Source organism: Mucilaginibacter lacusdianchii (assembly GCF_009770985.1).
In the GTDB taxonomy this organism is placed as follows: Bacteria; Bacteroidota; Bacteroidia; order Sphingobacteriales; family Sphingobacteriaceae; genus Mucilaginibacter; species Mucilaginibacter lacusdianchii.
Genome location: NZ_WSRW01000003.1, coordinates 956,778 through 978,070 on the forward strand (window position 1 = coordinate 956,778; position 21,293 = coordinate 978,070).

Below are 21,293 nucleotides of genomic sequence, written 5' to 3' on the forward strand. Positions count from 1 at the left end.
ATTTTCAATTATTGTTGCAAATCTTATTTTTTGCATTCTATCTTTGTGGCGTCAAAAGACAGTATTAGTCTTAATCAAACACCCCTCAAAAGGTTTTGATTTATAAAGAAGCGGCGAGAGATCAGGCTCCCCGACCCGCTGGCAACCCTCCTACGTAGGAGAAGGTGCCAATTCCTGTCCCGGAAAACAATAATGACCGGGGGATATAAATTTAACAACCATGAAACAAGTAGTTATTTTTACCCAGCCTCAAACTTTTTGTACCTCAAACGGTGCATACTCTTTGCTTAGCGTTCGTCAGGCAGACATGTGTATGTGTTGCTGCTGTTAAAGTCAGTACACGCGGGTTATTCGTCATCAGAAAAACATCGTGTTTAACAGCAGCCAGGGAACATTATACCCTAAACGTACCCTTCTACACATCACATAAATTTAAAATCAAAATTGCCAACGTTATGTCAGCACAACCTTTAAAATTTGAAACTTTACAATTGCACGCCGGTCAGGAGGTCGATCCGGTAACGGGCTCGCGTGCAGTGCCCTTATATCAAACTACCTCTTATGTGTTTAAAAATGCCGAACATGGTGCAAACCTTTTTGCACTGAAGGAATTTGGAAACATTTATACGAGGATTATGAATCCGACTACTGATGTTTTTGAAAAGCGTATAGCGGCACTTGAAGGTGGTGTAGCAGCATTGGCAACATCATCAGGCCAGGCAGCGCAATTTATAGCGTTAAATAATATTTTGCAGGTTGGCGATAATTTTGTTTCGTCACCATATTTATACGGTGGTTCTTATAATCAATTTAAAGTAGCTTTTAAACGGATAGGTATTGAAGTTAGGTTCGCAGATAGCGATGAAGCTGAAAGCTTTGAGCCGTTAATTAACGAAAAAACCAAAGCCATTTATGTTGAAACCATTGGAAATCCTGGCTTCAGCATCCCGGATTTTGAAAAGCTTGCAACTTTGGCGCGTAAATATGACTTACCGCTAATTGTAGATAATACTTTTGGTGCGGGTGGTTATTTGTTACGTCCGCTTGAGCATGGTGCCAATGTTGTTGTCGAGTCGGCAACTAAGTGGATCGGTGGCCATGGCACCAGCATTGGCGGTGTAATAATTGATGGTGGTAATTATAATTGGGGTAACGGAAAATTTCCGCAGTTTACTGAGCCGGCGGAAGGTTACCATGGCCTCATTTTTTCAGAAGTATTTGGTATTAACGGGCCGTTCGGAAACATACAATATATCATTAGGGCAAGGGTTGAAGGCCTGCGCGATTTTGGCTCTTCACAATCGCCGTTTAATTCTTTTTTGCTTATACAAGGACTAGAAACTTTATCGTTACGTGTGCAGCGTCATGTAGATAATGCACTTGAATTAGCTACCTGGCTCGAGCAACATCCTCAGGTAGCCAAAGTAATTTATCCCGGTTTACCGTCGTCACCATATCATTCCCTGGCAAAAAAATATTTAAAAAACGGTTTTGGTGCTGTGTTGGCATTCGAATTAAAAGGTGATAAAACCAACGCCGGGAATTTTATTGACAACTTGCAATTGGTGAGTCATTTAGCTAATGTGGGCGATGCCAAAACTTTGATCATTCAGCCGTCGGCAACCACTCATCAACAATTATCTGAGGTTGAGCAATTGGCAGCTGGCGTTACCCCTACTCTTTTGCGTGTAGCTGTTGGTATTGAGCACATTGATGATATAAAAGCCGACTTTGAGGCGGCTTTTGCTCGAGTTAAAGAGCGTGAATTGGTTTTAAAGAATTGATGTTGAACTCATTTGATAGGTTAATTTGTTTGAATAATGTTAAAGTCTCCTCCAAAATTGAAGGAGGCTTTAGATATTTTTAATGTATTTGAAAACTTTTACATACAGTGGTGCTTTCGAGCTGGAGTCAGGACGAACCTTGCAAAATTTGCAGATAGGTTATCATGTCTACGGCCGTTTAAATGCGCAAAAAAATAATGTGGTATGGGTGTGCCATGCCCTTACCGCTAATTCTGATGTTTTTGATTGGTGGAAAGGATTTGTTGGTGAGGATTGCTTCTTTAATCCGGATGAGCATTTCATTATTTGCGCTAATGTTTTGAGTTCGCCATATGGTACAACCAATCCGTTGAGTATTGACACTAAAACGCAGCAACCTTATTATCTAAACTTTCCTATATGCACCATCCGCGATATGGCCAAAGCGCATCAGCTACTGGCCGATCACCTGGATATAAATAATGTAGAGGTATTAATAGGTGGCTCATTGGGTGGGCAGCAGGCTTTAGAGTGGAGCATCCAACAGCCTAACCGCATTCAAAAGCTTATATTGATTGCTTCCAATGCCTTTCATTCCCCTTGGGGTATAGCATTCAACGAGTCTCAACGACTGGCTATAAGTGCAGACCCTACGTTTTATCAAAATACGCCCGATGGTGGCAGCGCAGGTTTAAAAGCGGCTCGCAGTATGGCCTTGTTGTCTTACAGGGGATATCAAGCTTATAATCAAACACAAAAGGAACCAACATCCGCTTTAGTCGATGGCTTTCGTGCGGCCTCTTATCAAAGCTATCAAGGCGACAAACTTGTAAAACGTTTTAATGCTTATAGCTACTGGTATTTGAGCAAAGCTATGGACTCACACCATGTAAGCCGCAACCGCGGCAGTGTTGAAGATGTACTTGCTTTGGTAAAAGCTAATACATTAATAATTGGCATTACATCAGATATTCTTTTTCCGGCTACTGAGCAGCAATATATGGCTCAACATATTCCAAATGCAATATATGCCGAGTTTGACACCGTTTATGCGCACGACGGCTTTTTAATTGAAACCGGCATTTTAACAAATATTGTATCCTCCTTTTTTAATCAACATACACAAACCATCGCATTACAAAATCTTTCTGAATGAGTACTAAATTGAATATAGGTTTATTCGGTTTTGGTGTAGTTGGGCAAGGCCTGTACGACATCATCAAAACCAAAAACCTGAATCTTGAAATTAAAAAAATAGCCATTAAGCATCCTGGCAAGCTCCGTTCTTTGCCGCCTGAGCTATTTACCACTGATAAAGACGAATTGCTTAACAACCCCGAAATCAATACCATTGTTGAGCTGATTAATGATACCGAAGCTGCTTTTGATATCGTTTCAACGGCGCTTAAGTCAGGAAAAAACGTAGTGTCAGCCAGTAAAAAAATGATTGCCTTGCATTTGCAGGAATTGTTGGACTTGCAACGCGAACATGGCACATCGTTATTATACGAAGGAGCCGTATGCGGCAGTATTCCTATTATTCGTAATCTAGAAGAATACTATGACAACGAATTGCTGCACTCCATCAGCGGAATTTTCAACGGTTCATCCAATTATATTCTTTCAAAAGGCTTTTTAGAGAACATGGACTACGCTGCGGCGTTAAAATTAGCGCAAGACTTAGGCTTTGCAGAAACTGACCCTACCATGGATGTAGGCGGTTTCGATGCCAAATTCAAACTCGTTATTGCAGCGGCACATGCTTACGGTTTAATTGTGAAACCTGAAGATGTGTTAAATATAGGTATCCAGAACCTGTCTGCGCATGACATGCGATATGCCCGCGAAAAGCGCTGGAAAATAAAATTGGTACCTGTAGCCAAAGAGTTGGATGCACAAAACGTTACGCTGTTTGTGATGCCAAAATTTGTTACCGAAACCGAGTTTTTGTATAATGTAGAGTACGAATATAATGGTGTAACTGTACAGGCTGCCTTTGCCGACCAGCAATTCTTTTTTGGTAAAGGCGCTGGCGGCCACCCTACTGGCTCGGCGGTATTATCTGATATTGCTGCCTTGCGTTACGATTACAGTTATGAGTACAAAAAAGCAAATCAAAAGCACAGTCTGCACTTTACCAACGATGTAGAATTATACGTTTACTTGCGCTACGAAGATGAGCAATTGGTTGAAGATTTAAATTTCATCCATATTAAGGAGCGTTTTTATTCGGGCGATTTTAAGTTTGTAATTGGAAAAGTAAATCTGCAAAATCTGATTAATCATCAGCAACGTATATCTGAAAGCAAGGCATTTGTTGCCTTTGCCGATCAGCTATCTGGGGTCAATTTAGCTTCGGCAGAATAATAACGGTTATAAGTTTTAAGTAGATTTCTTTAAACTGTTAAAGGCAAACGGCTTCAATATGAAGCCGTTTGCTGTTTTATGAATATGGTAGGCCTTAACCGAGATTTTGTGACTGCATAATGTAAAGAGATTGTTATATTTGTAGTAAGTAATTCAGGTGCCTGCTCTATTGATGTCGAAGTTTTTAAAGCTTTTTACCAACCGCGCTTTTGTAACCGTAATTTGGTTTGGTTTAAGCTTGTTTGCAGTAATTAAACAAGCGCTACATCATCACATTAACAACTACTTAATCTACAAATATACATTCACTAACCTAATACACCAGGTTAATTTGTATACGCCGCAACCCCAGTTTTATGAAGACAGTAACCACTACGGGCCATTGTTTGCCTTGGTTATTGCGCCTTTTACTCTTTTTCCAGACCTGCTGGGCTGTATACTTTGGGTAATGGTAAACGCTTTGGTTTTACACAAAGCTATTTTAATGTTGCCTGTTAGCCCATGGCAAAAATCAGCCGTTTTGATAATCTGCGCACACGAATTAATGACGGCGTCATTCAACGTACAGTTCAATCCTATTATGGCAGCCCTTATTATTTTAAGCTTTATTTTTATAAAGAGAAAACAGGATATATGGGCAGCATTAGTCATCGTTGTAGGTACTTATATCAAGCTGTATGGTGTTGTTGGATTGGCTTTTTTCTTTTTTTCAGAGCAAAAATGGCACTTCATTAAATGGCTAATTATATGGGGACTTGTTATGTTGGTGTTGCCAATGTTGTTTTCTTCGCCCGAGTTTGTGTTGCAAAGTTATTATGATTGGTATGCAAGCTTGGCCGATAAAAATGCCCACAACGCGGTATCTTTAATGCAGGATATCAGTGTGATGGGAATTGTTCGACGAGTGTTTAGCTATCCGCAATTATCTAATTTTGTAGTGCTGGTTCCGGCAATGCTTGTTTTTGCTTCATCATATTTTAATTTTAGAAGTTATTCAAAAACACCGTATCAATTGTTGATTTTATCTTCAACGTTAATTTTTACGGTAATATTCAGTACCGGTTCCGAATCGCCAACTTATATTATTGCATTTGTGGGCGTGGCCATATGGTTTGTAAACTTACCGCAGCCGGTTACTAATTTGAATGTTGCCTTATTGGTTTTTGCTTTATTGATTACCAGTTTGTCGCCTTCTGATCTTTTTCCTAAATTTATTAATCAACAATATATTAAACCTTACGCATTGAAGGCACTGCCCTGTTTTTTGATTTGGCTTAAAATAGTATACGAAAGCTTAACGCGTAAATTCAACCAGGAACCGTCCTACGAGGTTGCAAGATGAGAAAGAAAGTTTCTGTAGTAATTCCGTCCTTTAATGAAGAGGGCAACATCGAGGTATTGGCTTTGCGGCTGATAGAAGTGCTGAAGGCTACTCGCTATGCGTATGAAGTTATATTTGTTGACGACGGTAGCTCGGACGGCACATTGCGCAAGCTGCATTCTATTAGTGACATCGACAACAATTTATATTATCTGGAGCTGTCACGAAATTTTGGCCATCAAAATGCGCTGAAAGCCGGTTATGATTATGCCGATGGCGACTGTATCATTAGCATGGACAGCGATATGCAACATCCGCCTGAAATGATTGCTCAATTCTTAGAGAAATGGGAAGAAGGTTATGATGTCGTTTATACTCTGCGAGAGTACCAGGATGAAACAACGATTTTTAAAACCAAAACTTCTGATCTTTTTTACAAAATGATCAACTCGTTGTCGGATACGAAATTGGAAAAAGGGACGGCAGACTTTAGGTTGATTGATCGTAAGGTGGCCAACGTATTAAGTGGCTTGAATGAAAACGGCTTGTTTATACGTGGCTTGATCAAATGGTTAGGCTTTAAGCAATATGCCATTGCTTATCAGTGCGATGCCCGCTTTTCGGGTAAAAGCAAGTACAACCTCAAAAAAATGGTAAAGTTTGCCGTGCAGGGTATAACAGCTTTCAGCGTACGCCCATTGTACATGGCAACTGGTGTGGGTTTGTTCTTTTCGTTAGTGGCAATCTTGTACATTCCATATATCTTGATCAGCTATTTCACCGGTCACGTGGTTTCCGGTTGGACATCTATCTTGGCAACTATCGTATTTTTTGGTGGTATTCAGCTAATGGTATTAGGTATCATTGGTTTGTATCTGGGCAAACTGTTTATGCAATCCAAGCAGCGCCCAAATTATATTGTTCGGTCTACTAACTTACAAAGGGTAAATAATGATTTTGTTAAGCTTTGATATAGAGGAATTTGATATGCCGTTTGAATACGGCAAAAGTTTACCCTTTGATGAACAATTGTCTATATCAACCGCAGGTACGCTTAGTATCTTGAAAATACTAAAAGGTGCCGGGGTTAAGGCAACGTTTTATTGTACGGCTAATTATGCGCAACATCAGCCAGAGATAGTAATTCAGATTATAAACGAAGGGCATGAACTGGCCTCACATGGCTATTACCATTCTGAGTTTAAGCCGGAGCATCTGTTACAATCCAAGCAAAAACTGGAGGAACTTACCGGCGTCGAAATTCGGGGCTATCGCATGGCACGCATGATGCCTGTAGACGAAAAAGAAATTGAAAAAGCTGGTTACATTTACAACTCATCTATTAACCCTACTTGGTTGCCAGGGCGATATAATAACTTTAGCAAACCGCGTACCTGGTTTTACCATCAAAACGTGTTGCAACTGCCATCTTCAGTTTCTCCGGTTATACGCTTTCCACTGTTCTGGTTAAGCTTTCACAATTTGCCAATGAGCATTTTAAAAATAATGAGTGTTGCTACACATAAAAAAGATGGTTATTTGAACTTGTACTTTCATCCCTGGGAGTTTACCGATTTAAATCAGCCCGAACGTTTTGGTTTTCCTAGTTATGTAACCCGCAATACTGGTGAAGCATTCATCAAACGCTTGGCCGATTTTATAAATTGGGCACAGCAAAAAGGATATCAATTTATGCGTACAGGAAATTTTGTAGATACTATTAAACAGAAAAGCCGGATGTAATATCCGGCTTTTCTGTTTAACTATATTTCTTTGTTGATGTCCCAGGCTTCCAGGTAATCAGCTATTCTTTTCAAGAACATGCCACCTAAAGAACCGTCAACCACACGATGGTCGTAAGACAATGATAAAAACATCATATGTCGGATAGCAATAACATCGCCGGTTGGTGTTTCCAAAACCGCAGGTTTCTTTTTAATCGCACCAATAGCCAAAATTGCAACCTGAGGCTGGTTAATTATTGGTGTACCCATAATATTACCAAAGGCAGCTATATTGGTTATTGTAAAGGTGCCGTCCTGCGTTTCGTCTGGTCGTAATTTATTTTGACGGGCACGGTTTGCCAAATCATTTACCGTTTTTACCAGGCCCACCATACTTAAGGTATCGGCATTTTTGATAACCGGTACAATTAAATTACCATTTGGAAGCGCGGTGGCCAAGCCAATGTTGATATTTTTCTTTTTGATGATTTGCGTTCCTTTAACAGAAACATTAATCATCGGCATATCGATAATGGCTTTAACAACAGCCTCAATAAAAATTGGGGTATAAGTTATTTTTTCGTTTTCGCGGCTTTCAAAACGCTTTTTGTTTTTTTCGCGCCAGTAAACCAAATTAGTTACATCCGCCTCTACAAATGAAGTGACGTGAGCCGATGTTTGACGGCTCATGGTCATATGCTCCGCAATCAGGCGGCGCATCCGGTCCATTTCAATGATCTCATCGTTGCCCGATACCGATACGGCGGGTGCAGTATATGCAGGCGGCTGTGAAGCTTCAAATGAAGGTTGTTGCGTAACAGCAGAATGCGTTGTTGCTTGTGCTGGCTGGCTACGGCTTTTTAAATAAGCCAGTAAGTCGTCTTTGGTCAGTCGGCCTTCCGCACCACTGCCGGGTATAGTGTCTAGTTCGGCTACGCCTATTCCCTCTTGATTAGCTATATTTCGCACCAACGGAGAGTAAAAGCGAACGGATGATGACAACACAGGCTTGTGCTCAACATGCCTTTGTTCAACGTGCTCAATGCCTGGAATGGGCAGTGGCATGTCGGGCGCTGCTTCCGGCTCTCGCTGTTGTTCTGATGAAGGGTTAGGAATTTCGGGTGCAGATGTTGAAACAGGTTCTTCTTCCGGCCCATCCGTTTCAATCACAGCAATGGGGTCGCCTACTTGTACTACCTGATCTTTTTGATATAATTGTTCAACCAACTTGCCGCTAACCGGAGATGGTACTTCTGAATCTACTTTATCAGTTGCAATTTCTACAACGGCATCATCGGCTTCAATATAATCGCCAATGTTTTTAACCCAGTTAATCACCGTTGCTTCAGCAACACTTTCGCCCATTTTAGGCAGCAACAGCTGATATTTTGCCATATCTATTCAATACAGTTAAATTCTAGTTAAGTAAGGGCCAAACTTACTTATTTATCTGTTTATATTTTAACGGGTGGTCAGTAAAGTATTCAACATTCCTAAGGCGGTGATGGCCGTGCGTTCAATATTTTGTTTGCGCTTATTGCCGAACGTGAATTTTTTTACCACCGTTTCGGTTGCTGAGGCTACCGCAATCCATACCGTACCAACCGGCTTTTCATCTGTACCACCACCAGGGCCGGCAATACCAGTAACCGCTATAGCATAATCTGAATCGAAATTTTTTAAAGCGCCTTGTACCATTTCGGTAGCTGTTTCTTCGCTCACGGCACCATGTTGCCACAAGGTTTCTTCCTGCACGCCTAAAATGGTTTCTTTTAAATCATTTGAATAGGAAACAGCGCCCCCTAAAAACGCTTGGGATGAACCCGGATGTTGTGTAAATAAATGGGATATATATCCGCCGGTACAACTTTCGGCCACTGACAGCGTTTTACCTTCTGTTGTGAGTTTATCTAAAATAGCTTTTTCAAGGGCTATATCTTCGGTAGCTGCAACCACATTATTTACCCTTTCAATTATCAAGTCGGCATAATGGCTAACCTCTTCCATTAACGCAGCTTCCTGCTCGCCGTAACCGCTTAAACGCAAACGTACCTGGCCAAGTTTAGGCAAATACGCCAGTTTAATATGTTGTGGTAACGAATCTTCTATATCGGCTATGCGTTCGGCTAAAAAGGATTCGCCCTCACCTACCGTTAAAATGGTTTGATGTACAATGGCTGGCAGCTTAAAGGTAGTCTTTAATTTAGGCAACACCTGCTCTTCAAACATGTACATCATTTCGAAGGGCACGCCGGGCATGGATACGTATATTTTGTTTTCGTGGTTAAACCACATACCCGGTGCAGTTCCGTTGTGGTTCAAAATAATTTCGCAGTTAGCTGGTACCAGCGCTTGTTGCTTGTTGACATCCAGCAACGGGCGATTATATTTGGCAAAAATACTTTTCACGTTTTCCAGCGCGGCTTCGTTCTCAACCATGCTTACGCCGAAATATTCAGCTAGGGTTTTCTTAGTAATATCGTCTTTGGTAGGTCCAAGTCCGCCGGTTATTAGAATTATATCAGCACGGTTTTTGGCCTCGGCCAGCGCAGTCAAAATATGTTGCTTGTCATCAGATACCGATGATATTTGTTTAACCCTGATGCCTGCACTATTTAATTGCTGGGCCATCCAGGCTGAATTGGTGTCTACGATCTGACCAATCAGTATTTCGTCGCCTATGGTGATAATTTCTGCTAACATTAGTAATTGTTGTAATAGTCTCTACGCTTAGATAGTTTTAAATCTTGCAAAATAGATGCTTTCACTTTTAAATCAACACTAAAGGAGCGGTATAAACCAAAGGGTACCCAACTAAATGACAAATCCCAACAGTGCAGATCGCGATAGACAGAAAAACGGGTTAAACTTACCGCCTTAGCCTTTAAATCGTACCCTGTTGTATACTGCACTTTCCATTTAGGAGTAACATTTAAGTCACCACTGGCATTTAAAGTGCTTGAAAAATCAGGATTTATACCAGTGTTCGTATACGTGTACACAAAATTAACGCTCACATTATATGGAATGTTAAAGTCAACATAAGCTGCCGGATCGTTATTGATCATCGCTAACCTGTTGGCTTGATTCGGATCCAAATTTTGCAATGTATTTACCTGCCGCCGGTTTTGGCTATTCATGCTATTTGAATTTAATGAAAAGCTGGTTGAAAAAGACAGGTTGCTTAAAAGTGGGGCTCTCCCCGCTTGGAAAAAGTATTTGTTAACCCTTTGCGCATATCTTTGTATCTGACCGTTTGAAATAGAATCCCGGGCGTAAGTAACATACGGGTCCAATGTACCTGTAACACTCACGCTCACTTTTTGATTGAACAAAGCAGTGTGTGCATTCATAGATATCGGGCTTAATTTTAAACTGTCGGCCGCAAAGTTGTAGAAAGTTGAAAAGGTTAACCCTTGTAAAATAGACACTTTACGGTCGGTGCCGGTAGTGTCTGTGCTTTTCGCTCTTAGTTTAGCTTCAATAGTGTTATCCAAAGTAAAACCAATGCCTGCAGATGTTCTTTCATTCGGTTGGCCAAATGGCATCGCTTCAAAAATTGAGTAACGTTGCGAGGTAGAGGGATAGGGTATTACTGCATTACTTACTGCGGTTCGGTAATAGCCATAGCTTGGATCTCCGTAGCCTGGCGTGTAACTAAAGCTAATGCTTGGTGTCATCACATGTCGGATGGCACGCAGATTCCCTCTTTTAAAAGCTATAGTGTTATATACTTTAGTACTCAAACCCGAACTAAGCGTATACTGGCCATATCTGGCAAAGCCTGGTACAGTGTCGGTTACTAAAGCGTCGGCACTACCACGAATACTACCTCTTTCGTATCGTTTGCTCTTAGATTGGAAGTACCATGTTTCTGTATAAGTTCCGCCAGCATTGAAATTGAAATATTTCAACAAATTGAAGTTAATGCTCAGTGGAACAGTTTGCTGGAAACCGTTTTGCAAACGCTTGGTTAACGTATAACTTTTAAACAATTCCGATTCTGGAATTTCAGTTAAACTGTTTGTTCCCCGTAATGTATAACCTAAGGTTAATTTTTGATACCATTTCTGATTTCCCAAACGGTTCGGGCTGTCGAAAGGGCTAAACGTACTTGCATTCAGCGTAAATTCTGGTAAACGCAACGTAACCGTTTTTCTAGTAATATCTTGGCTATGCTCGGCACTGGCAGTGAAGTTTACTGTGCTTGGACCAACAGTAAAGGTTTTACCATAAGAGATTGACGAACGTAAGTTGTTTTGCGTTAATGCTTGCGGGTTATAACCTGTGGTAGCAGGGTTGTTCTGGTAAAAGGTGGCTGTACCGGCATCTACCGAAGCACTAAAGGTAGTGCCCGGATGAGCGTTGGCATCTTGCGAGTGCGACCATTGTATTTTAAAATCCTTTGCAGCCGGGTCACCTTCTAAGCCATATTTGTGTGAGCCGTAATTCAATACAAGGTTACCTTGATATTTGTATCGTTTTTGATAACGAGTGATTGCCCCAAGTTCATAAGAGCCCTTAGAATAAATTGTTCCTTGTGTAGTAAGGTCCATATAATCGCTAAGGCCAATGTAATAACCAAAGTTTCGCAGATAAAACCCCAAGGTAGCATCTTCACCAAAACTTGGTAATATGATACCAGATGCACGGGATTCTGGCTTAGGAAAAAAGCCAAACGGTACACCTATAGGCAACGGTACACCTTCAATCTCTAAGTAAGCAGGGCCCGAAATGATTCGTTTTTTTTCACCAATACCTTTTGTAATTACCACGCCAAAGTGTGTTTCCGGGTAAGGCAGGTTACAAGTGCTAAACAGAATGTTACGATAGGCTATTTCAGTATCATTCAATTTACGAGATTGACCACCGGTAATAAAGTTTCCGTCTTGCTCGGTTGACGTGTTAAATGATTTAAAGTTTTTTGATTTATAATCATAATATACCGAATCGGCCAAAACCGGGCTTTGACTCCCTTGTTTCACGATAGGCTTTCCTGTGTAACGTCCTGTTTTAGGATCACGGCGGCCACTGGCAAATATAAGATGGTTCTTTTGGTCAATTCTAATATAATCGGCATCCACCTCCACATCTTCATACGTAACCCGGGCGCGGCCAAAAAAGTAGCCTATGTTACGTTCGGCGTCGGTATAAGTTGAGTCATCAGCAACAGCTTTTACTTCCGATTGTAAACCATCCTTCTTTTTTTTAGTCGTATCATTAGTTGAAGTTTGCGATGGCGTTTTTGATGGTTTGGAGCCACGGTTTTTTTTCAAGACTTTCTTGTCTTTAACCGTATCCAACTTGATGATGGTATCCCGGCCCAAGGCAGGTTTAATATAAGTATATTTACCCGCCCGAGCTATAATACTCACAATCAAAACAATGGCCAGAAGAAAAAAGAACCTGATAAATTTCAAAATTAAATATGAATAGTATTTTTGCAGATAAAGTTATTAACGGCGTTCAAAAATAATGAAAAATAAGGCTTTCAAAAGACTCATTTACGGTTTCCTTGCATTGTTCATTTGCATCTCAAATTTTTCGTTTCGGATTGGTGACCCTGTAAAAAGAGATTCTACCGGTACCGGCTTCAAAATAAAGACTATTGTAATCGATCCCGGTCATGGGGGCCATGACCCCGGTGCTTACGGCTCTTTCTCAATGGAAAAGAATGTAACGCTGGCAATAGGCCTTAAATTGCAGAAGGCAATGCAAAAAGAATTGAAAGATGTTAACGTTATCATTACCCGTGATAACGACCAATTTGTGGAGCTGCACAAACGTGCCGAAATTGCTAATAAAAATAAAGGCAACATCTTTTTATCTATACACTGCAACTCATTGGCCAGCGCGCATGAGCGTGTTATTGTTGATTATAATAAAGGCCGGCACGGCAAAAAAGTACCGGTTTACAAAACAGTTTCAATTCCTAATCGTTCAGGAAAAGGAGTATTGCTACTGGTATATGGTTTTAAACGCACCGGCGAGCAGTTAGAAGCCATACGTGAAAACGCGTCAATTTTGCAGGAAAAAAATTATAAAGATTATTATTCTGACAGTGACGACCCAACCACTGCTATGGTTTTGAATGCTTACCGTGATAAATACCGGAAACACAGTATACACTTGGCTGACTTGATTAATACTGAATTTACAGAAACTGACGGGCGTTATAGTAATGGTGTAAAAGAGCAAAGTTTGCACGTTTTAGCCAATAGCGGTATGCCTGCCGTATTGATAGAGACCGGATTTATAAATAACTCACAAGAGGAAGAATATTTAAATTCGGATGAGGGACAGACTGAAATTGTAAATTCCATCATAAGGGCCATAAAGCAATACCGTAGAGAAGTTGAGCAAACGGCTCCATAATTTTGTAAGAATAAATCTGCATTACCTTGAAAATATCAAACGAAACCAAAATTGGTGTATTAACAGTACTAGGTATTACTTTACTTATATTAGGCTATAGTTACTTAAAGGGTAACGATGTGTTCTCCGGTTCTAAAAAGTTTTATGCAATATACCGCAATGTTGAGGGCTTAACTTTATCTAAACCTGTATTGGTAAACGGGTACCCAATTGGTCATATATCTAAAATGCAACTGCAAATAGCCAGCGGTTTCACTGTAGTAGAAATGAAAATTGATCCACAGTATGATATACCTCAAAATACTACTGCACGGTTAGCCAGTACTGATTTATTGGGTAGCAAGGCTATCGTTTTTGAATTAGGCAACAGTCATGAATTTGCTGAAGATCAGGATACTTTACGGGCTGACATACAAGGTAGCCTGGCCGAAAGTTTGCAACCAATTCAACGTAAGGCCGAGGTGCTGATTGCCAAAATGGATTCTACATTGAGTTCGGTTAATCAAATAATGAATCCTAATTTCCGCAAAAATGTTGACCGTAGCTTTTTAAGCATCGCAAATTCATTGCAAACATTGGAGGGTACTACCAAAAAAATCGACAATTTAGTTGGTGCCCAATCTGGTCACATAAACAGTATCCTATCTAACTCTGAGGCACTGACTTCAAATCTGCGTAATAGTACCGTTAGGCTAAACGCCACTACGGCTAATTTCGAAAAGATAAGTTCAGACGTAGCTAACTCTAATTTAAGCGGAACACTGGCTAGCGCTAATAAGGCCATGACCGATCTGCAGGCAACCGTTAACCGCATTAATAGTGGCCAAGGTTCTTTAGGACTGTTGCTGAAGGACGAACAAATGTATAACAATTTGAACGCCGCTTCAGCTAATTTGAATAACTTGTTTATTGATTTAAAAGCGCATCCTAAGCGCTACGTAAGCTTCTCGGTATTCGGTCGTAAAGGCGACTAATTACACATTAAACTCTTTAAATCAGATCATGGCCAACGGGGTACGTTTTACCTTCGATGGCCAATTCTGTTTCGGGGAAAACGCTTTTTGCTTCATCCAGCAATTCGTTCAAGCTTTTATAACGCGCAGAGAAGTGTCCGATCAACAAACTTTTCGCTTCTGTTTTGATAGCCACCTGACCCGCCTGCCAAGCTGTAGTATGGTGCGTTTTATTTGCCCTGTCGAGCATGTTGTGCAGAAAGGTTGCCTCGTGGTAAAGCAGGTCAGCATGCCGTATTTGGTCAAAGTACTGCTCATTATATAAAGTGTCAGAGCAGTAGGCATAACACTTAGGGCGTTCAGAATCTACAGTCAGCTCGTTATTTGCATACACCGTGCCATCGGGCGCTGTATATGGTGCGCCTTTCTTCAATGTTGGATATAAATCTACAGGTATTTCCAGTGATTCGACTTTTGCTTTAATCAGCTTACGTAACCGCTTTTTCTGCTTGAATAAAAAGCCGGTTGTGGCAATGCGATGGTCAAGCGGTATAGTTTCTACCACAACATCCTGATTGTCCAGAATTACCTCGGCCTTAGTACCATCAGTAGCTACAAATTCTAATGGATATTGAATAACCGTTTCTGAATACTTAAATTGAATGTCGACAATTTCTTTAAGGGCTGGCGGCCCAAATATTTTCAAAGGACGGGTGCGCCCGTTAAGGTGCATGGATGACAATAAGCCAACCAATCCTAAATAATGATCGCCATGCAAATGGCTGATGAAAATATAATCTATGCGGCTTGCTTTGATTTCGAAACGGAGCATTTGCAGCTGGGTGCCTTCGCTGCAGTCTATCAGGTACAGGCGCTCATTGAGGTTAAGCACCTGTGCTGTAGGGTTTCTGTTAAATATAGGAGTAGCTGAACTACTACCAAGTATGGTTACCTCAAACTTCATATTGGGTAAACATACAAAATGCTTATTTTGCTTCTTTCTTTAATTCTTTTTCTATTTCCTCCATAAAAATAAGGTCAATAGCCTCTTCAGTGGTAGGAACAACCGTTAAAACGTTATCTAATTGTGAGATACTAATCAGGCGTGATACGGCTTCATTTAAGCAAGTTAAAATAAAGCTGCCTTCTGCGTTTTTACACAAACGATGGCCTACTAACAGGCTGCTTAAGCCCGAAGAGTCTGCAAACTTCACTTGGCATAAATCCAATACGATGTTTCTTTGCCCCTCTGCGTTAATCAATATCAGCTCGGATTTTAATTGCGGCGTAATCAATGAATTTAGTTTTGATTCGTTTAATCTAACCAAAACATATTTTTCATGCTTATCGACAGTGAATTTCATTCTTGTAAAATTTATTCAGCTAAGATAGAATTAATTTATGTATTCCTAAAATCACAAATTTGTTAAAGCATTTTTCACCGAATTTTCAACTCGGCTTAAAACGCTGCTATTATCACCTTTAACAAAGGCTTCGCCAGTGATTTGTTCATATAGTTCAATATAACGATCGGATATAGATTGTACAATCTCTTCGGTCATTAACGGTACTTCCTGACCGTCTTTTCCCTGAAAGCCATTTTCAATAAGCCATTTGCGTACAAATTCTTTTGACAGTTGTTTTTGCGGCTCGCCACTTGCCTGACGCTCGGCATACCCCTCACTATAAAAATAGCGCGATGAATCGGGCGTATGTATTTCGTCGATCAAATAAATCTGGCCATCAGCTTTACCAAATTCATATTTAGTGTCAACTAATATCAAGCCACGCTCGGCTGCCATTTGCGTACCTCGTGCAAATAAAGAACGGGTATACTGTTCCAATTGTTTGTAATCTTCTTCAGATACAATTCCGCGTGCCAAGATATCTTCTCTGGAAATGTCTTCATCGTGCCCAACAGAAGCTTTAGTTGTTGGTGTGATAATAGGTTCCGGTAAAATATCATTTTCCTTTAGGCCTTCGGGTAAGCTCACACCACAAACTGTACGCTTTCCGGCACTATACTCGCGCCAGGCATGCCCAGCCAAATACCCTCTGATAACCATTTCCACTTTAAAAGGCTCACACATTTTGCCTATCGTAACACTTGGATCTGGAACGCTCACTACCCAATTAGGTACAATATCGCTGGTAGCTTTTAAAAACTGCGCAGCAATTTGATTAAGCACCTGCCCTTTGTATGGAATAGGTTCGGGTAATACCACGTCAAATGCAGATATACGGTCCGAAACCACCATCACCAGATATTTATCTTTTATAGTATATACATCACGTACTTTTCCTTTGTAAAAAGCTGTTTGTCCCGGAAAGTTAAAGTTAGTTTGTTGTATTGCGTTCATTATCAAGAGTCAAGAATATTAAAATGTTAATCACAGCACAATCTGCAATCTAAATTCAGTACCAAAAATAAAAATAGGAACCAAGATGCTACAAAAAAATATCATCTTGGTTCCTGATTTTAAATTTTCAACGCTGATTATTTTTATTGGATGTCGCCGTATGCTTCCAAAATACGTCTCACCAATTTGTGACGCACCACGTCTTCACCGCTTAGGTAAATGATTTCAATTCCTTTAATGTCTGTCAAAATGCGTAGCGCTGTATGTAGGCCAGATTGCTGCTTTTTAGGTAAGTCAATTTGCGTAACGTCACCCGTAACGATGAATTTGGCGGATGGTCCCATACGCGTTAAAAACATTTTCAGCTGCATATCCGTTGCATTTTGCGCTTCGTCTAAAATAACAAAGCAGTTATCCAGCGTTCTACCACGCATAAAAGCCAGTGGTGCTACCTCGATGGTACGGTTCTCCAGATAAGTTTTCAGCTTTTCAGGCGGAATCATATCATCAAGCGCATCGTATAAAGGACGCAGGTAAGGGTCGATCTTCTCTTTTAAATCACCCGGCAAAAAGCCCAGGTTCTCCCCTGCCTCTACCGCTGGGCGAGTAAGTATAATTCGCTTAATCTCCTTATTTTTTAATGCCCTTACGGCTAATGCTACTGCAGTGTAAGTTTTACCGGTACCAGCAGGGCCTATGGCAAACATTATATCACTGTTGTTTATAGCCGTTACCATCCGACGCTGGTTTGCCGTACGGGCCTTTACCATAATGCCGTTAGGTCCAAATACGATCACCTCGCCGGTAGTAGATTTATCATTAGGTGCGTCTGCTGCCTGCGGTGTAGCCGCTGTAACATTCTTTGCACCAAAAATCCGTTCTAAGTCGGTTATGTTCAGGTTGTCAAATTTTTCGACGTGTTGCAGCAGCTGGGCAAATTTATCGTTAAATACTGCCAGTTCGTGCTCATCGCCCAACACCTTCACTTCACTTCCTCTGGCTACTATTTTAAGCTTAGGATATTGTTTTTTAATGATCTCAAAATGATCATTATTGGGTCCCCACAAAACAGCGGGGTTTACTTGTTCAATTGAAATTTTTAGTTCGTTCAACAGTAAATGATTTTTTAGTTACAGATTATTTCTGGTTAAAAGTTGATATTTGCACCTCGCTAAGGCTTATACAAGATTAGCAATAAATATTTCAAAAAACTAATGGCAATAATAACTTTAACTACCGATTTAGGCGACAAAGACATCTATCAGGCGGCCCTTAAAGGCAGCATATACAAGATGATGCCATCGGTAAATGTTGTGGATATTACCCATTCTGTTTCTGCATTTAACATTCAGCAAGCTGCATTTATTTTAAAGAACAGTTTTTATTATTTTCCAAACAACACCGTACACCTTATCGGTATCGACACTGTTTATAGTGAAGAAAACCGCTTTCTGGCCATTCGCTATCAAAGCCACTTCTTTGTGGGGGCTGATAACGGAATTTTTTCCCTGATTTTTGACGAGCACCCGGATGCAATTGTGGAAATAAACATTATGCAGGACTTAAAGTTTCTGCATTTTCCGCTGGCAGACATTTTTGTTAAAGCTGCCTGTCATTTGGCAGATGGCGGCGAGTTAAGTGAAATTGGTGTACCCGTTGCGAGTATCGAAAAACGTATGACCTTACAACCAGCCGTTGAACGCAACTTAATCAGAGGCATGGTTATTTATATTGATTCATTTCAAAACGTTATTACCAATATCACCAAAAACTTCTTTAACAGGGTGCAGCAAGGACGCAAATTCACTTTATATTTTAAACGAAATGAAACGATAACGCAATTAAGCTGGCATTATAACGAGGTGCCAGAGGGCGAGAAATTGTGCATGTTTGGTATAAGCGATCATTTGGAAATAGCTATTAATAAAGGTAACGCCAGCGGGTTGTTAGGTTTAAATTTAGGTGATAGCGTTATTATTGAGTTTGAATAAGGTTTATATATGCAGAAGTGGATTGGACTTATTTTAAGCTGTTGTATATCAATAAGTGTAGCGGCACAAAGCCGTAATGATTCATTGGCTTATGAAATGCAGCGAAAAAAAATTAATGCCATGCTTGCTCAGCGTGAAGCGAAATTTGATCAATACGATCAAAGTTTAAGTCAACGCTCGGGCATATTTGGCATGCAAACCAAAAATGATATCCGCCGATCAAACGAGATTTTGATGGATATTAACGGTACTGATAATCAGATATTAAAAGAACTAAAAATATTGCTGGATTACAGGGCGTTTCAGCAACAGCAGGTGCAAACTAAGGCGGCAGAAGTTGAAACTACAAACCGTAATTTTATGTATACCATCAATCAACTGCGATCCCAAAACGACCAGTTGACCATGCAGCTGGATGCGGAGCGAAAAAAAATAGAAAAATCAAAAACAAATTATATTATTGTTATCGCTGTTCTCATTATAACGTCAATTTTACTACTGCTCACCAGAAAAAGACGTTTTAAAGCGTAAATTTACCAGTTACTATTGAAAACTTATGGGAAGACAACGACTGAACAGTGGGAACGCAGCAGAAAAAGAATTACCTAAAGCTAAGTTAAATAAGCAGAGTTTACAAAATGTAGGGAAACTGTTAAGCTATATTAAACCATACAAAGCTAAATTTATTGGAGGGCTTTTCTTCCTGGTGTTGTCAAGCTTGACTGGCTTGGCATTTCCTGCATTTTTTGGTGCTTTAGTTGATGCAGCGCAGGGCAAACAGCATACATCATTTATTAAGGCCGATTTGTTGACAATTGGCGAGATAGCCATGGTCGTTTTGTTCATCCAAGGCTTTGTGTCTTATTTTAGAATTACCTGGTTTGTACAAGTAGCCGAAAAATCGTTGGCCGACATCAGACGGGACACTTACTTTAAACTAGTTACGCTGCCTATGAATTTTTTTGCCAACAGACGAGTTGGCGAATTAAACAGCCGTATTTCATCCGACTTATCGCAAATTCAGGATACGCTAACAACAACTTTGGCTGAGGTAATCAGGCAGGTTATTATATTAGTTGGTGGTACCATTTTGTTGACCATCGTGTCTTTAAAACTTACCTGCGCATTGTTATGTGTGTTGCCTGTATTAATTGCAGTTGCTATATTCTTTGGTAAATTTATTCGTAACCTATCTCGTCAGGCCCAGGATAAACTGGCTGAATCCAATACCATTGTTGAAGAAACATTGCAGGGAATTGCCAACGTAAAGGCCTTCGTGAGTGAAGCGTTCGAGGCAGGCCGTTACGACCGTAATCTACGTGATGTAGTTGGATTAGCCGTTAAAGGTGCTAAGTACCGGGGCATCTTTGGTGCATTCATCGTTTTTTGTTTGTTCGGTACCATTTTTTGTGAGATATGGTATGGCTCTTATCTGGTGTCTATCCATGATCATGACTTCACTTTTGGTAAGTTAACTGACTTTATTGTTTATGCCGCGTTCATCAGCGCAGCAATGGGTAGCCTGCCCGATTTATATGCAAACATTCAAAAAGCTGTCGGTGCGAGTGAAAGAGTGCTCGAAATTTTAAGCGAGCAAGGCGAGCCGGTATCTATTAATGAAAAAGACAACTTAGTGAAACAAACAATTGATGGCCAGGTAGCTTTTGATAATGTGCAGTTTCATTACCCATCAAGGCCCGAAATTCAGGTTTTAAGAGGTGTATCATTTGAAGCCAAGGCCGGACAAAAAGTAGCTATTGTTGGTCCTAGTGGATCAGGAAAATCGACAATGGCTTCATTGATTCTTGAATTTTATCATCCGCAATCTGGCACGGTGCTGTTTGATAATAAGCCAGCAAGCGAATATGCATTAACTGATATACGAAATCAAGTTGCTATTGTACCGCAGGACGTTTTACTATTTGGCGGTAGTATACTTGAAAATATTGCCTACGGGAAGCGCAATGCTTCTAAAGAAGAGATTATTCAGGCAGCTAAACGGGCTAATGCTCACCAATTTATTAGCGGTTTTCCTGAAGGATATGAAACGATTGTTGGCGATCGTGGTGTTAAATTATCAGGCGGTCAGCGGCAACGGATTGCGATTGCAAGGGCACTATTGAAAAACCCAGCAATATTAATTTTGGATGAAGCGACTTCATCACTAGATTCTGAATCTGAACGTTTAGTACAAGAAGCGTTAGAAGAATTAATGAAAGGCCGTACCTCTATCATCATTGCTCATAGGTTGTCTACCATTCGCGAAGCCGATAAAATTGTGGTTTTGGAAAAAGGTCATATAGTTGAAAGTGGCACCCATGATGAACTGGTTGCTAACGAAAAAGGGTTATACCACTATTTAAGTCAGTTACAATTTGAAAGTGCCGTATCTGCCGATAAACCGTCGGTAGTAGCAGAATAAACTTTTAAATTTAAATC

Annotated in this window: 18 protein-coding genes and 1 riboswitch; of the genes, 11 read left to right on the forward strand and 7 right to left on the reverse strand. The window is 40.4% G+C overall.

The genetic code is table 11. The features are described 5' to 3' along the window. The first annotated feature begins 97 nt into the window (after positions 1-97). A riboswitch (SAM riboswitch) is annotated at positions 98-212 on the forward strand. 243 nt (positions 213-455) lie between these two features. From GPM24_RS17705 to GPM24_RS17730, 6 genes are all read left to right on the forward strand, one after another. Then, positions 456-1,784 (forward strand): O-acetylhomoserine aminocarboxypropyltransferase/cysteine synthase family protein, encoded by a 1,329-nt coding sequence (locus GPM24_RS17705; RefSeq protein ID WP_158828434.1) that lies wholly within the window; start codon positions 456-458, stop codon positions 1,782-1,784. An 82-nt stretch (positions 1,785-1,866) separates the two neighbouring features. Further along, positions 1,867-2,919, forward strand: a complete 1,053-nt coding sequence (locus GPM24_RS17710) for a homoserine O-acetyltransferase family protein (protein WP_158828435.1) — start codon at positions 1,867-1,869, stop codon at positions 2,917-2,919. Then, complete coding sequence (locus GPM24_RS17715; protein WP_158828436.1) at positions 2,916-4,130, forward strand: homoserine dehydrogenase; 1,215 nt, start codon at positions 2,916-2,918, stop codon at positions 4,128-4,130. Before GPM24_RS17710 ends, GPM24_RS17715 begins: the two co-directional genes overlap by 4 nt. 172 nt (positions 4,131-4,302) lie before the next feature. Continuing rightward, positions 4,303-5,472 (forward strand): glycosyltransferase family 87 protein, encoded by a 1,170-nt coding sequence (locus GPM24_RS17720; protein ID WP_158828437.1) that lies wholly within the window; start codon positions 4,303-4,305, stop codon positions 5,470-5,472. Further along, positions 5,469-6,422, forward strand: a complete 954-nt coding sequence (locus GPM24_RS17725) for a glycosyltransferase family 2 protein (RefSeq protein ID WP_158828438.1) — start codon at positions 5,469-5,471, stop codon at positions 6,420-6,422. Before GPM24_RS17720 ends, GPM24_RS17725 begins: the two co-directional genes overlap by 4 nt. Further along, positions 6,403-7,194: a polysaccharide deacetylase family protein gene (locus tag GPM24_RS17730; protein WP_158828439.1), complete on the forward strand. Its 792-nt coding sequence runs from the start codon at positions 6,403-6,405 to the stop codon at positions 7,192-7,194. Before GPM24_RS17725 ends, GPM24_RS17730 begins: the two co-directional genes overlap by 20 nt. 20 nt (positions 7,195-7,214) lie before the next feature. On the opposite strand, the gene GPM24_RS17735 is transcribed toward GPM24_RS17730, so the two are convergent. The 3 genes from GPM24_RS17735 to GPM24_RS17745 all read right to left on the reverse strand — a co-directional run bounded on the left by GPM24_RS17735 (position 7,215) and on the right by GPM24_RS17745 (position 12,550). Next, positions 7,215-8,570, reverse strand: a complete 1,356-nt coding sequence (locus GPM24_RS17735; protein ID WP_158828440.1) for a dihydrolipoamide acetyltransferase family protein — start codon at positions 8,568-8,570, stop codon at positions 7,215-7,217. A 66-nt stretch (positions 8,571-8,636) separates the two neighbouring features. Beyond that, on the reverse strand, positions 8,637-9,878 hold the full coding sequence (locus GPM24_RS17740; protein ID WP_158828441.1) for a competence/damage-inducible protein A: 1,242 nt from the start codon (positions 9,876-9,878) through the stop codon (positions 8,637-8,639). Further along, on the reverse strand, positions 9,878-12,550 hold the full coding sequence (locus tag GPM24_RS17745) for a putative LPS assembly protein LptD (RefSeq protein ID WP_233268891.1): 2,673 nt from the start codon (positions 12,548-12,550) through the stop codon (positions 9,878-9,880). The genes GPM24_RS17740 and GPM24_RS17745 overlap by 1 nt, the downstream gene beginning before the upstream one ends. Before the next feature lie 100 nt (positions 12,551-12,650). Between GPM24_RS17745 and GPM24_RS17750 the strand changes: the two genes are divergently transcribed. Then, positions 12,651-13,550, forward strand: coding sequence for an N-acetylmuramoyl-L-alanine amidase family protein (locus GPM24_RS17750; protein ID WP_158828443.1), 900 nt, complete (start codon positions 12,651-12,653; stop codon positions 13,548-13,550). 26 nt (positions 13,551-13,576) lie between these two features. Next, complete coding sequence (locus GPM24_RS17755) at positions 13,577-14,524, forward strand: MlaD family protein (RefSeq protein ID WP_158828444.1); 948 nt, start codon at positions 13,577-13,579, stop codon at positions 14,522-14,524. 16 nt (positions 14,525-14,540) lie between these two features. On the opposite strand, the gene GPM24_RS17760 is transcribed toward GPM24_RS17755, so the two are convergent. The 4 genes from GPM24_RS17760 to GPM24_RS17775 form a co-directional block, all read right to left on the reverse strand. Then, a complete protein-coding gene (locus GPM24_RS17760; protein ID WP_158828445.1) occupies positions 14,541-15,467 on the reverse strand; it encodes a ribonuclease Z in 927 nt (308 codons plus the stop codon). Positions 15,468-15,489: 22 nt separating this feature from the next. Next, positions 15,490-15,867, reverse strand: coding sequence for an STAS domain-containing protein (locus GPM24_RS17765; RefSeq protein WP_158828446.1), 378 nt, complete (start codon positions 15,865-15,867; stop codon positions 15,490-15,492). Between the two features lie 51 nt (positions 15,868-15,918). Then, a complete protein-coding gene (locus tag GPM24_RS17770) occupies positions 15,919-16,863 on the reverse strand; it encodes a phosphoribosylaminoimidazolesuccinocarboxamide synthase (protein ID WP_158828447.1) in 945 nt (314 codons plus the stop codon). A gap of 143 nt (positions 16,864-17,006) precedes the next feature. Continuing rightward, positions 17,007-17,975, reverse strand: a complete 969-nt coding sequence (locus tag GPM24_RS17775) for a PhoH family protein (RefSeq protein WP_158828448.1) — start codon at positions 17,973-17,975, stop codon at positions 17,007-17,009. Positions 17,976-18,077: 102 nt separating this feature from the next. On the opposite strand from GPM24_RS17775, the gene GPM24_RS17780 reads away from it, so the two are divergent. The 3 genes from GPM24_RS17780 to GPM24_RS17790 are packed head-to-tail and all read left to right on the forward strand — an operon-like array spanning position 18,078 to position 21,276. Further along, positions 18,078-18,854, forward strand: coding sequence for an SAM hydrolase/SAM-dependent halogenase family protein (locus tag GPM24_RS17780; RefSeq protein ID WP_158828449.1), 777 nt, complete (start codon positions 18,078-18,080; stop codon positions 18,852-18,854). Between the two features lie 9 nt (positions 18,855-18,863). After that, positions 18,864-19,385 (forward strand): hypothetical protein, encoded by a 522-nt coding sequence (locus GPM24_RS17785; protein WP_158828450.1) that lies wholly within the window; start codon positions 18,864-18,866, stop codon positions 19,383-19,385. A gap of 25 nt (positions 19,386-19,410) precedes the next feature. Further along, positions 19,411-21,276: an ABC transporter ATP-binding protein gene (locus GPM24_RS17790; RefSeq protein ID WP_158828451.1), complete on the forward strand. Its 1,866-nt coding sequence runs from the start codon at positions 19,411-19,413 to the stop codon at positions 21,274-21,276. Positions 21,277-21,293 lie beyond the last annotated feature (17 nt).

Excerpts from the sequence above, each read along its gene's own strand:
- GPM24_RS17710 (WP_158828435.1), top strand. The coding sequence starts at position 1,867 with ATGTATTTGAAAACTTTTACATACAGTGGTGCTTTCGAGCTGGAGTCA.
- GPM24_RS17785 (WP_158828450.1), top strand. The coding sequence starts at position 18,864 with ATGCAGAAGTGGATTGGACTTATTTTAAGCTGTTGTATATCAATAAGT.
- GPM24_RS17760 (WP_158828445.1), bottom strand. The coding sequence starts at position 15,467 with ATGAAGTTTGAGGTAACCATACTTGGTAGTAGTTCAGCTACTCCTATA.
- GPM24_RS17735 (WP_158828440.1), bottom strand. The coding sequence starts at position 8,570 with ATGGCAAAATATCAGCTGTTGCTGCCTAAAATGGGCGAAAGTGTTGCT.
- GPM24_RS17765 (WP_158828446.1), bottom strand. The coding sequence starts at position 15,867 with ATGAAATTCACTGTCGATAAGCATGAAAAATATGTTTTGGTTAGATTA.
- GPM24_RS17705 (WP_158828434.1), top strand. The coding sequence starts at position 456 with ATGTCAGCACAACCTTTAAAATTTGAAACTTTACAATTGCACGCCGGT.
- GPM24_RS17740 (WP_158828441.1), bottom strand. The coding sequence starts at position 9,878 with ATGTTAGCAGAAATTATCACCATAGGCGACGAAATACTGATTGGTCAG.
- GPM24_RS17720 (WP_158828437.1), top strand. The coding sequence starts at position 4,303 with ATGTCGAAGTTTTTAAAGCTTTTTACCAACCGCGCTTTTGTAACCGTA.
- GPM24_RS17725 (WP_158828438.1), top strand. The coding sequence starts at position 5,469 with ATGAGAAAGAAAGTTTCTGTAGTAATTCCGTCCTTTAATGAAGAGGGC.
- GPM24_RS17780 (WP_158828449.1), top strand. The coding sequence starts at position 18,078 with ATGGCAATAATAACTTTAACTACCGATTTAGGCGACAAAGACATCTAT.
- GPM24_RS17730 (WP_158828439.1), top strand. The coding sequence starts at position 6,403 with ATGATTTTGTTAAGCTTTGATATAGAGGAATTTGATATGCCGTTTGAA.
- GPM24_RS17750 (WP_158828443.1), top strand. The coding sequence starts at position 12,651 with ATGAAAAATAAGGCTTTCAAAAGACTCATTTACGGTTTCCTTGCATTG.
- GPM24_RS17770 (WP_158828447.1), bottom strand. The coding sequence starts at position 16,863 with ATGAACGCAATACAACAAACTAACTTTAACTTTCCGGGACAAACAGCT.
- GPM24_RS17715 (WP_158828436.1), top strand. The coding sequence starts at position 2,916 with ATGAGTACTAAATTGAATATAGGTTTATTCGGTTTTGGTGTAGTTGGG.
- GPM24_RS17790 (WP_158828451.1), top strand. The coding sequence starts at position 19,411 with ATGGGAAGACAACGACTGAACAGTGGGAACGCAGCAGAAAAAGAATTA.